This is a genomic window from Paraburkholderia aspalathi (genome assembly GCF_900116445.1).
Classification (GTDB): Bacteria; Pseudomonadota; Gammaproteobacteria; order Burkholderiales; family Burkholderiaceae; genus Paraburkholderia; species Paraburkholderia aspalathi.
This window is the reverse complement of record NZ_FPBH01000011.1, coordinates 117,482-129,523: the sequence shown is the minus strand read 5'-3', so window position 1 is coordinate 129,523 and position 12,042 is coordinate 117,482. Positions and strand designations below refer to the sequence as shown.

Genomic DNA, 12,042 nt, shown 5'->3' with positions numbered 1-12,042 from the left:
TCAGGCACCAAAATCAAGCAAACAAAAAGGAAAACTTGCGCAGTGGCCGAACTCGTCTACAGTGAATCAAATCACCTCCGCGGGGCGCGAAGTATGGCGCTCGCGAAACTATGGGGTGACGGACCCGCGCCATCAGCATTCGAAAAGGGGGACACGCGCTGCAGGTGCGACCAGTCTTAACCAGCATGCGCAGTACCAATCGACCCATGCGCAGCACCCAACCTTTCAGGTGAACTCCCATGCAGATCCTATTCCCGAACGAAACTCCTGAATATTCAGGTCGCGAACTTACCTTGGCGTTCCCGGCGATGGTTGATGGGCAAAGGGTGGAGTGCATGATCACCGCTGAGGCGCTGGAAGATCACTTTGGTGCCGCATCGCCGCGTCTGGAGGACATGGTCGATGCATTCGACGCACACCGGGCCCGGATCGAAGCGGCCACACGGCGCCTGCTATCGGAAACGCGAGCGCAATGCCTGGTGCTGAGAAGCGGCTACGTGCGCTTCTATGAGGCGAACTGGCGCAACTGAGCGAATCCGCGCTTGTCCGGCGTCAGCCCGGAAAAGAGCGCGGAAGTCAGTCCAAAAGTAAGCCCAAAAGTAAGCCCAACGAGCGGGTAGAGCAGGAAAGCAGAATCAGCCGCGCAAGAGCAACACGAGACGCAAACCCAGGCGCGGCGTCCGCATCTCAACGGGTCAACAACTGGCCGCGGCCATTCGCGCCGCTCAGGTCTGCGCTCGTGCGGCTGTAAGTTGGAGATACTGCAAACGCAAGCGCCGAAGACTGGAAACCGATCAAACCATCCGCCGCAGCGTCCGATCCTTGAACACCACGTGATGCGCAATTGCCGCAAGCGCGTGCAATCCGATTACCCAGTAAAACGCATTGCCGAGCCACTCGTGCGCGGTCTTGAGCAATGGCCGCGCAAGCGGATCCGCGCCGACCAATGTGAAGCTGAAGTTGGCCCAGGCGAGCGTGACTGGATGGCCGCCTGTGTTGATCATCAGGATGCCCAGCAGCGGCTGCGCGAAGATAAAAATGTACAGGGCGAGATGTGCAGCCCGCGCCAGAAAGGCGAGCAGGCGATTGCCTTCGATTTCCGCGGGCGCGCGGGCCCACAGACGCCATAGCACGCGCAGGACCGCCAGTCCCAGCACGAGGGTACCGGCCCAGAAATGCACGCTGCTCCAGAAGACCCGGCTGTCGGAGCCTTTCGGTCCGCGGATTTCGATTGCCAGATAAGCGAGCGCGATCAGCAGAAAGATCGCCCAGTGGAAAAAGATGGCGGGCGATGTATAACGGTCCGTGGCGCGGCTGTGGCTGTAAGAAGACATGCAGGGAACTCCCGTGACCGGTTCGTTGGTTTTTATCAATCATCAGATGATAAAGGGTGCCCGACCAGAACGGGCCCCATCAATAAAATGATTGTTGATCCAGACCGAACCGTGACCGACGCGGCGACGATGCCGCTGCGCTTTCACTCCCGCGCCTTCACGTCAATTGCCGCCACAGCTTATTCACTGCCGAGGTAGAAATACCGGAACAGGAAAATCGCCGCAATGATCCACACCACCAGTTTCACTTTGCGCGCCTGTCCGGTCAGCAGTTTCAGACCGGCATACGAGATGAAGCCGAACGCCACGCCATTGGCGATCGAGTAGGTGAAGGGCATCAACAGTGCGGTCAGGGCGGCCGGCACGACTTCGGTCGCGTCGTCCCACGGCAGATCGAGCATTTCGCGCAGCATCAGGCAGGACACATACAAAAGGGCCGGCGCCGTCGCGTAGCCGGGCACCACGCCCGCCAGCGGCGCGAAAAACAGCGCCGCGAGGAACAGCACGGCGACAGTGATTGCGGTCACACCCGTGCGACCGCCGGCCTGCACGCCCGATGCGCTTTCGATATACGCCGTGGTCGACGAGGTGCCCAGCATCGAGCCGGCCAGAATCGCCGTGCTGTCAGCGAGCAGCGCGCGGTTCAGCCGGAACATCTTGCCTTCGACCAGCAGCCCGGCGCGATTGGCCACGCCCATCAGCGTACCGGTCGCGTCGAACAGTTCGACGAGGAAAAACACCAGGATCACGTTCAGCACGCCGCCGGAGAGCGCGCCGCGAATGTCGAGTTGGAACAGCGTCGGTGCGATCGACGGCGGCGCGGAGACGATGCCGTGAAACTGATTGCCGCCGAAGAAAAAGCTCAGCACCGTCACGCCGACAATGCCGATCAGGATCGCGCCGCGTACCCGCAGATAGTCGAGCGTGACGATCGCGAAGAAGCCGATCACCGCGAGGATCACGTGCGGGTTATGCAGATCGCCGAGCGTGACGAGCGTGGCCGGATTGCCGACCACCACACCGGCCGACTTCAGCGAAATGATCGCGAGAAAGAGGCCGATGCCGCCGGTGATGGCAATGCGTATGGAATGCGGAATCCCGTTCACGATCACCTCGCGCACGCGAAACAGCGTGACGATCATGAACAGGCAGCCGGAGATGAATACCGCGCCGAGCGCCGCTTGCCACGTGAAGCCCATGCCTTTCACGACGGTGTACGCGAAGTAGGCATTCAGACCCATGCCGGGCGCGAGCGCAATCGGGTAGTTGGCGTAGAGACCCATGATCAGCGAGGCCAGTGCGGCCACAATGCAGGTCGCGACGAACACCGCGTCCTTCGGCATGCCGGCGTCGCCGAGAATCGCCGGGTTGACGAAGATGATGTAGGCCATCGTCAGGAAGGTGGTTAGCCCAGCGAGCACCTCGGTGCGCAGGTTGGTGCCGGCGGCTTCGAAGCCGAAGTATCGTTTTATGGAGTCCATGAGGCGGGTCTCTCGTTGTTCAAAAGCGTTTCTTGTGGTTGATACGGGCAATGCGTCGCGAATAAGCGGGCGACTGTGCCGTCCGACACGGCACCGATGCACTACGCGGCGAAGCCTACGGGCGGATTGTAGTCATGATTGGCGGCGCACCGGTTTGCGTGAGTTGCGTGAGTTGCGTGACTGTGGGCTGTGCCGAAGGGGCGAGATGATACCTTGCCAGCGCGCGGGGCGGTGCGGCAAGCGAATTTACGATGTTGCGGCTGGAAACGGTGGGCTTGCGGGGGCGTGGGGACAGGCGGAATCTGGTGGGGAGGAGTGAATTGGAACGATTCGGGCTAAAACGGCAGGCAGTTCTAGCAGGGATGTGCAGAGCATCCAAGGCCGGCGCCGCCTACGACCTTTGCAGTCGCGAACAGTCCGGCCCGCCGCTTCAAGGCCAGGATGAGACGGATTACTGCGCCGTGCTCCCACCCATCTGCTGCGCTCGCCGCGCGGCGACGATGCGACCCGCGCGTTGCGCGTTGTCCGGATAGTCGATCCAGTCGAGCGGATCGTAGCCTGCTGCGCGCCAGGCTGCCAGATCGGCTTTCACCTGGGCGCGCGTTAGCGGCGTCGACGGGTCGTAAGGCCGCGAGGTCTGCGCAAACGCGCTGCTCATACTCACGGCGGCTAACAACGCGCCGAGTCCAACGAGAGAGACGATTTTCATGATTGGCTCCTATGGAGCGGTTAAAAACAACCCCTAAATTTTAAATTTCATGGTCATTCCGAGTAAGTCGATTGCAGGCAATGCACCATTTCACCCCGTGATCCAAAGCGGGCAAACGCGAAGCGGCGCGCCCCCGGTTCAGGACGCCGACGTTTTGCTGAAGCGATCCAGCACCGCGCTCAGCAGATCGATCGGCAGTGGAAAAACGATCGTCGAATTCTTGTCGGCGGCGATCGTCGTGAGGGTTTGCAGGTAACGCAACTGCATCGCCTGCGGTTGCTTCGACAGCGTCTGCGCTGCCTCCAGCAGATGCTGTGAGGCCTGCAATTCGCCTTCTGCGTGAATCACCTTGGCGCGCCGTTCGCGCTCGGCTTCGGCCTGACGTGCGATCGCACGGATCATCGTTTCGTTGATGTCCACGTGCTTGATCTCGACGATCGCCACCTTGATGCCCCACGCGTCGGTTTGTGCATCGAGCACCTTCTGAATATCGGCGTTCAGTTGCTCGCGCGCCGCCAGCAGGTCATCGAGTTCGTGTTTGCCGAGCACCGCGCGCAGTGTGGTTTGCGATAACTGGCTGGTCGCCTCGAAATAACGCGCCACCTGGATCACCGCCTTTTCCGGATCGACGACGCGGAAATACACCACCGCGTTGACCTTCACCGACACGTTGTCGCGCGTAATCACGTCTTGCGGCGGCACGTCGAACACGACGGTGCGCAGATCCATGCGCACCACCTGCTGCACGATCGGGATGATCAGCACGAGCCCCGGCCCCTTGACCTTCCAGAAGCGCCCGAGCATGAACACCACGCCGCGTTCGTACTCACGAAAAATCCGTATCGATGATGCAATCAGCGCGGCCACCAGCAGAATCAGAATGCTGCTGAAGCCGAATGTGAAACCGATCATGAGCGTTCTCCTTGTTGTTGTGCTTCCGCGGGCACCACGGTCAGTGTCAGTCCGCGGCGCGCCGTGACGCGCACCGCGTGACCGGCCGCGACCGGGGCCGTGCTGGACACCCGCCAGCGTTCACCATGTATCTGAGCCCAGCCGGCCAGCGTGCCGCCCGCTGCCGCGTTTGCTGTTGCGTCGCCCTGCAGCGGACCACCGTCCGGCGACAGGCCGCCGTCGAGCACGACGCCGAGGCTGCCGATCAGCGCTTCCGAGCCCGTCACCACGGGCCGGCGGCGCGCCCGCAAGGCGAGCCTCGACACGCCGAATACGAACGCGACGCTGAACACCGTCACGGCCGCGATCAGGGGCAGCGGAATGCCGTAACCGGGCACGTCGGTATCGATCAACATCAGCGCGCCGATCACGAACGCGACTACGCCGCCGAAGCCGAGCGAGCCGAAGGTCGGCAGAAACGCCTCGCCGATCAGGAATGCGATGCCGAGAAAGATCAGGCCGAGTCCGACGTAATTGACGGGCAGCATCTGCATCGCAAAGAGTCCCATCAGCAGACTGATCGCGCCGACAACGCCCGGCAGCACGAAGCCGGGATTGGCGAACTCGAAGAAGAGGCCGTACATGCCGATCATCAGAAGAACCAGCGCGACGTTCGGATCGGTGATGACCGCGAGAAACTGGCTGCGCCAGTCGGCTTCTAGCGTGACCACCGGCGCGTTGGCGGTGCTGAGTTTGACGTCGCCGTGGCTGGTGTTGATCGTGCGGCCGTCCACCTGGCGCAGCAGGTCGGGAATGTCGCGCGCATTCAGATCGACCACGTGCTGCGCGAGCGCTTCGCTGGCCGACAGGCTGACGGCTTCGCGTACGGCGCGCTCGGCCCAGTCGGCGTTGCGTCCGCGCATTTGCGCGAGGCCGCGGATGTAGGCGGCCGCGTCGTGGACCTGCTTGCGCAGTTCGGTGGATTGGGTGTCGAGTGGGAGGGCGGCGCTGGCGGAGTTGCCGGCACTCGCTGAGTTGGCAGAGTTCGCTGGCGACGCCGGGTTCGCCGAATCCCCAGAGGCCTGCGTTCCGGGCGCGTTCTTTGGCGCGCCGGCGCCGCCTCCAGTGCCGGGCAAACCGGGCATCCCGCCGCCGCCCGCAGGCGGCTCCGCGCCACCGATACCCATCTGAATCGGCGTAGCCGCACCGAGATTGGTGCCCGGCGCCATCGCCGCAATATGGCTGGCGTAGACGATATAGGTACCTGCGCTCGCCGCTCGCGCGCCACTCGGGGCGATAAAGGTCGCGACCGGCACCGGCGAGCCGAGAATCGCCTTGATGATCTGCCGCATCGACGTATCGAGTCCGCCGGGCGTATCGAGTTGCAGCACGGCGAGTTGCGCGCGTTCGTCGGCGGCGCGCTGCAGGCTGCGCACGATGAAGTCGGCGCTGGCCGGACTGATCGCGCCGTTCACCGGGATCACGACAACGCTATTCGGCGCGACGGCGGCCTCGGCGACTCCAACCCGCGGCGCGTTTTCGCACAATGCAAACCCGAGCGCCAACAGGGCGCCGAACGCGGTCATGCCGCGCATCAACCGGCCCACGACTCCGCCACGGATATGCGCAAAGCGCGGACCAGACTGCCGGAACGGGAGGCGCGGATACGTGCTCATCGCTGACGGCTGCCGCGCCATGCCGATGGGTATCGACCGGCGCGGGCCGATACCCCAAAAAGGCTGGCCTGCTCCTTACAGCTTAGTCCGATTCCGCGCGGCGCGTGAAATCCGCGCGCGCCGGCCGGTAGTCGGTCGGCCGCATCCCGGTCCACTTGCGAAACGCGCGATGAAACGCGCTCGGTTCGGCAAAACCCACGGCGGTGGCGATGTCGGCGATCGTGCGATCGGTGTCCTGCAGTTCGCCGATTGCGATGTCACGCCGCAAGTCGTCCTTGATCGACTGATAGGTATAGCCTTCCTGTTTCAAACGCCGCCGCATGGTCGCTTCGGCGACGTGCAGGCGCAGCGCCATCTGGTCGGCGGCCGGCCAACCGGCCATCGGCAGCGCGCGCAGCATCTTGCGCACGCGCGCGGCAAGCGAGCCGGGATTGCGGTATTTGACGATGAAGCTGCCGGGCGCATCGCGCAGGAACGGCTTGACCGACTTCGTGGTCTGGATCACAGGCAGTTCGAGAAACGCCGGCGATAGATCGACGTATGACTCGGTTTGATCGAACGCCATGTCGTCGCAGAACATCAGACGGTATTCATGCGCGGCGGGCGGTTCGGCGCAGCGAAAGCGCGCCTCGATCAGCGGAATGCGCCGCCCGACCAGCCAGCACAGCAGGCCATAAACCACGATGAAGTAGGTCGCATAAGCGAACATGGCGGGCGGTCTTGCACCTTCGCGTTCGACAAACCGCAAGCGCACGCGCCGCGCATCCGTTTCGATCTCTGCGCCGAGGTCGTCCAGCACGAGCCGCATGAAGCCGATCGCCCGCGCGAGCGCCTGCGCGCCGTTGCGCGCGCTCAGTGCCGTCTGCGTCATTGCGATGAAACTGCCGCTCTTCATGCGGTGCGAGTCCTGGCCGAAGAACTCGTCGTCCAGCGCGCGGGCGATGCCGGCCCACAGGGCGCCGTACTGCGCCGACGAGACCCGGCTTTTCGGCGACGCCAGCATGGTTGCCGCGATGCCGGCGGCTTCGGCGAGCGGCAGCGCCTCGAACCCGCGCGCTCGCGCCAGCGTCAGGGCCTCCTCGACGAGACTGACGGAAATCGTGCCCTTGTCGTCCCTGGCGTTTTTCACGTTTTTCATGGTTATCTGGCAAATGCGCTCAACATTTTCCTTGGGGCGCTTCGCTAAGGCTTTGAAAACGCGGTTGGAATCGGGTTTGTATGATACCGGTATGGCAAATGCGCTCAGTCAGAATGATCGGGCTGAGCATCGAACCTGTCCAGTAGCTTCCCTACACTTGGCCTGAACCCATCGCGGGACGCCTCGCCCCGGAGACACAACGGCGAAGCCGGTCATCCCCCCGCGATGAGCCGCAAATGACGAGCAGCGCCTCGTCGCTGCGACGCGATGCATACAACAGGATCGAGCCATGGATAGCTTCTACACCGACGAACAGCGGATGATCCGCGACGCCGCCCGCGACTTCGCCACCGAACGTCTCGCGCCCTACGCCGGACAGTGGGATCGCGACGCGAAACTGCCCTCTGAAGTCGTGACGCAAATGGGTGAGCTGGGCTTTCTTGGGATGATCGTGCCGTCCGAGTGGGGTGGTTCCTATACGGACTACGTGGCCTATGCGCTCGCCCTCGAGGAGATCGCCGCGGGCTGCGCCGCCTGCGCCACGCTGATGAGCGTGCACAACTCGGTCGGCTGCGGGCCGATTCTGAACTTCGGCACGGACGCGCAAAAGGACCGCTATCTGCAAGACCTCGCCACGGGCCGGCGCATCGGCGCGTTCTGCCTGACCGAGCCGCAAGCCGGCTCTGAGGCGAACAATCTGCGCACCCGTGCGGTGCTGCGCGACGGCAAATGGATTCTCAACGGCAACAAGCAGTTCGTGACCAACGGGGCACGCGCGAACATCGCGATCGTGTTTGCCGTCACCGATCCCGATCGCGGCAAACGCGGCCTGTCGGCCTTTATCGTGCCGACCGATACGCCGGGCTTCAACGTCGGCAAGCCCGAGCACAAGCTCGGCATTCGTGCCTCGGATACCTGCCCGATCTCGTTCGACGATTGCGCGGTGCCCGAAGCCAATCTGCTCGGCGAACCTGGCGAAGGCCTGCGCATCGCCTTGTCGAATCTCGAGGGCGGGCGCATCGGAATTGCGGCACAGGCGGTCGGCATTGCGCGGGCCGCATTCGATGCTGCGCGCCTCTACGCCAACGAACGCGTGCAGTTCGGCAAGGCGCTGAAGGAGCACCAAACCATCGCCAATATGCTCGCCGACATGGCGACTCGGCTGAACGCCGCGCGTCTGCTCGTGCACCACGCGGCGCGTCTGCGCACGGAAGGCAAGCCGTGTTTGTCCGAGGCGTCACAGGCCAAGCTGTTTGCGTCGGAACTCGCCGAAGAGATCTGTTCGAATGCGATCCAGATTCACGGCGGTTACGGCTATCTCGAGGACTACGCGGTGGAACGCCACTATCGCGACGCTCGCATCACGCAGATTTACGAAGGAACCAGCGAAGTGCAGCGGATGGTTATTGCGCGCCACGTCTAAACGCAAATTAAACGGCGTTTGAGCGCAAAATAGCCTGCCGGCAGGGCAAATGCACAGGCAAAAATCAGAGCGCATACCGCGCCACCAGCATGGAATTGGAGACGACGATGACTGCAGCGAAGGGCTTTCTCGAAGCGCGCGACCTGTTATTGCGCCATCGAACCGACTACGACCGCGCCTACCGCGAATTCGCGTGGCCGACGCCGGGCCAGTTCAACTGGGCGCTCGACTACTTCGACGTGATCGCGCGCGACAACGACAACCCGGCGCTGTGGATCGTCGACGATCCGGCCAGCGACGGCCTGCGCCTCTCCTACGCGCAGATGTCGGAGCGCTCGTCGCGCATGGCGAACTTCCTGCGCGGTCTCGGCGTGGGGCGCGGCGACCGCTTGCTGCTGATGCTGCCGAACCGCGTCGAACTCTGGGACGTGATGCTCGCCGCCATGAAGCTCGGCGCGATCGTGCTGCCGGCCACCACCCAGCTTTCCGCCGACGACGTGCGCGATCGCGTGCAGATCGGCGGCGCGCAGTTCGTGGTGGTCGATAGCGCGGAGCTCGCCAAGTTCGACGCACTCGACGTGCCGCTCACACGCATCTCGGTTGGCACGCCGCGCGACGGCTGGATCGATCTTGCCGCGGCCTATGACGCAGCGCCGCAATTCACGCCCGACGGCGTCACGCACGCCACCGATCCGATGCTGCTGTACTTCACCTCGGGCACGACCTCCAAGCCGAAGTTGGTCGAGCATACGCATCAGAGCTACCCGATCGGCCATCTGTCGACGATGTATTGGATCGGCCTGCAACCGAACGACATCCATTGGAACATCAGTTCGCCGGGCTGGGCCAAGCACGCGTGGAGCTGCTTCTACGCGCCGTGGAATGCGCAGGCCTGCGTGTTCGTTTTCAACTTTCCGCGCTTCGTGCCGAAAGACACGCTCGACGTGCTGGTGCGTTTCAATGTCACCACGCTGTGCGCACCGCCTACTGTGTGGCGCATGCTCGTGCAGGAGCATCTCGCGGACTATCCGGTGAAGCTGCGCGAGATCGTCGGCGCGGGCGAGCCGTTGAATCCGGAGATCATTGAACGCGTCAGGCATGCGTGGGGTATCACGATACGCGACGGTTTCGGCCAGACCGAAACAACCTGCCAGATCGGCAACCCGCCGGGCCAACCGGTTGTGCCGGGTTCGATGGGCCGTCCGCTGCCGGGCTACAAAATCGAGCTCCTCGATGCGGACGATCAACCCGTCACCGAAGGCGAAATCTCGTTGCCTCTGGCCGAACGTCCGCTCGGTTTGATGACCGGCTACGCGAACAATGCCAACGCCACGGCGCAAGCCATGCGCAACGGCTTCTACCACACCTCCGACGTCGCGTTGCGCCGTGATGACGGTTACTACGTCTACGTCGGCCGCGCCGATGACGTTTTCAAATCCTCCGATTACCGGTTGAGCCCCTTCGAACTCGAAAGCGTGCTGATCGAACACGAAGCGATCGGCGAAGCCGCCGTGGTGCCGAGCGCCGATGCGTTGCGCCTCGCGGTGCCCAAAGCGTTTGTCACCGTGCGCCAGGGCTATGAAGCGAGCCCCGAACTCGCGCGTGCCGTCTTCGCGTTCTCGCGCGAAAAACTCGCACCGTACAAGCGGATTCGCCGCCTGCAATTCAGCGAGCTGCCGAAAACCATCTCCGGCAAGATCCGCCGCGTCGAATTGCGGCGCCGCGAAATGGAGCGCGAAGCCGAACCCGCGCGCCTGCCGGGCGAGTATTGGGAAGAAGACTTCCCGGATCTGCGTTGATTATTTTTATTTCCAGTCACTGGCCGGCCGATACACGGCCACCGCACAGGAGTTTCAGCATGAGCGCAACTGCATCGAACAAGGTCGCCACCGTCAAGCTGCTGATCAACGGTGAATTCGTCGAATCCAAAACCACCGAATGGCGCGATATCGTCAACCCGGCCACGCAAGAGGTGCTCGCACGCGTGCCGTTCGCCACCGCCGATGAAGTGAACGAAGCGATCCGCTCCGCGCACACCGCGTTCAAGACATGGAAGGACACGCCGATCGGTGCGCGGATGCGCATCATGCTGAAGTTCCAGGCGCTGATTCGCGAGCATTCGCCGCGTATCGCCAAAACCTTGAGCGCCGAACAGGGCAAGACGATCCCCGACGCGGAAGGCGATATTTTCCGCGGACTCGAAGTGGTCGAGCACGCCTGCTCGATCGGCACCTTGCAGCAAGGGGAGTTCGCCGAGAACGTGGCCGGTGGTGTGGACACTTACACGTTGCGTCAGCCGATCGGCGTATGTGCCGGCATCACGCCGTTCAATTTCCCCGCGATGATCCCCTTGTGGATGTTCCCGATGGCGATCGTCTGCGGCAATACGTTCGTGCTGAAGCCTTCGGAGCAGGACCCCATGTCGACGATGCAACTGGTCGAACTGGCGCTCGAAGCCGGTGTGCCGAAGGGCGTGCTGAATGTCGTGCATGGCGGCAAGGACGTGGTTGACGCGCTCTGCACGCACGATCTGGTGAAGGCGATTTCTTTCGTCGGCTCGACGGCGGTGGGCACGCACGTTTATCGCCTCGGCAGCGAACACGGCAAACGCGTGCAATCGATGATGGGCGCAAAGAATCACGCGGTGGTGCTGCCGGATGCGAATCGCGAGCAGACCTTGAATGCCCTCGCTGGCGCAGGGTTCGGCGCAGCGGGACAGCGTTGCATGGCGACCTCGGTGGTCGTGCTGGTCGGCGCGGCGCAGCAATGGCTGCCCGATCTGGTCGCGAAGGCAAAGACGCTGAAGGTCAACGCGGGTAATGAGTCGGGCACGGATGTCGGCCCGGTCGTCTCGCGCGCTGCGAAGCAGCGCATTCTCGGCCTGATCGAAACGGGCGTGAAAGAGGGTGCAACGCTGGCACTCGACGGCCGCGACGTGAAGGTGCCGGGCTACGAGCAAGGCAACTTCATCGGCCCGACGGTGTTCACGGACGTCACCACGGAAATGGAAATCTACAAACAGGAAATCTTCGGCCCGGTGCTGGTGGTGCTGAATGCCGCCACGCTCGATGACGCGATCGCGCTCGTCAATAGCAATCCGTTCGGCAACGGCGTGGGTCTTTTCACGCAAAGCGGCGCGGCGGCGCGCAAATTCCAGAGCGAGATCGATATCGGTCAGGTCGGCATCAACATTCCGATTCCGGTGCCCGTGCCGTTCTTCAGTTTCACCGGCTCGCGCGGCTCGAAACTCGGCGACCTCGGGCCGTACGGTAAACAGGTCGTGCAGTTCTACACGCAGACCAAGACGGTTACCGCCCGCTGGTTCGACGACGACACCGTCAACGACGGCGTCAACACGACCATCAGCCTGCGCTGAGCCATTCAGTCTAT

General features: G+C 63.1%; 10 protein-coding genes. 4 read left to right on the top strand and 6 right to left on the bottom strand.

The genetic code is table 11. The features are described from left to right. Positions 1-239 precede the first annotated feature (239 nt). A complete protein-coding gene (locus BM438_RS18575; protein WP_074287282.1) occupies positions 240-530 on the top strand; it encodes a DUF1488 family protein in 291 nt (96 codons plus the stop codon). 264 nt (positions 531-794) lie between these two features. Here BM438_RS18575 and BM438_RS18570 read toward each other — a convergent pair whose 3' ends face one another. The 6 genes from BM438_RS18570 to BM438_RS18545 form a co-directional block, all read right to left on the bottom strand. Then, positions 795-1,334 carry a cytochrome b gene (locus tag BM438_RS18570; protein WP_093635975.1) on the bottom strand — a complete coding sequence of 180 codons (540 nt, stop codon included), beginning with the start codon at positions 1,332-1,334 and terminating at the stop codon, positions 795-797. A 179-nt stretch (positions 1,335-1,513) separates the two neighbouring features. Continuing rightward, on the bottom strand, positions 1,514-2,815 hold the full coding sequence (locus BM438_RS18565) for an NCS2 family permease (protein ID WP_093635973.1): 1,302 nt from the start codon (positions 2,813-2,815) through the stop codon (positions 1,514-1,516). 451 nt (positions 2,816-3,266) lie between these two features. After that, a complete protein-coding gene (locus tag BM438_RS18560) occupies positions 3,267-3,524 on the bottom strand; it encodes a DUF4148 domain-containing protein (protein WP_093635970.1) in 258 nt (85 codons plus the stop codon). A gap of 138 nt (positions 3,525-3,662) precedes the next feature. After that, entirely contained in the window at positions 3,663-4,436 is a 774-nt protein-coding gene (locus BM438_RS18555) for a slipin family protein (protein WP_093635968.1), read from the bottom strand. Next, positions 4,433-6,091: an NfeD family protein gene (locus tag BM438_RS18550; RefSeq protein ID WP_093635966.1), complete on the bottom strand. Its 1,659-nt coding sequence runs from the start codon at positions 6,089-6,091 to the stop codon at positions 4,433-4,435. The genes BM438_RS18555 and BM438_RS18550 overlap by 4 nt, the downstream gene beginning before the upstream one ends. A gap of 82 nt (positions 6,092-6,173) precedes the next feature. Continuing rightward, complete coding sequence (locus BM438_RS18545) at positions 6,174-7,229, bottom strand: AraC family transcriptional regulator (protein ID WP_093635964.1); 1,056 nt, start codon at positions 7,227-7,229, stop codon at positions 6,174-6,176. Between the two features lie 289 nt (positions 7,230-7,518). Here BM438_RS18545 and BM438_RS18540 point away from each other — a divergent pair, with 289 nt between their 5' ends. The 3 genes from BM438_RS18540 to BM438_RS18530 all read left to right on the top strand — a co-directional run bounded on the left by BM438_RS18540 (position 7,519) and on the right by BM438_RS18530 (position 12,028). Next, positions 7,519-8,652: an acyl-CoA dehydrogenase gene (locus tag BM438_RS18540; protein ID WP_093635962.1), complete on the top strand. Its 1,134-nt coding sequence runs from the start codon at positions 7,519-7,521 to the stop codon at positions 8,650-8,652. Positions 8,653-8,759: 107 nt separating this feature from the next. Beyond that, the gene (locus tag BM438_RS18535) at positions 8,760-10,451 is read left to right on the top strand and encodes an AMP-binding protein (protein WP_093636161.1); all 1,692 of its coding nucleotides are present in this window, start codon (positions 8,760-8,762) and stop codon (positions 10,449-10,451) included. A gap of 59 nt (positions 10,452-10,510) precedes the next feature. Then, positions 10,511-12,028, top strand: a complete 1,518-nt coding sequence (locus tag BM438_RS18530) for a CoA-acylating methylmalonate-semialdehyde dehydrogenase (protein WP_093635960.1) — start codon at positions 10,511-10,513, stop codon at positions 12,026-12,028. Positions 12,029-12,042 lie beyond the last annotated feature (14 nt).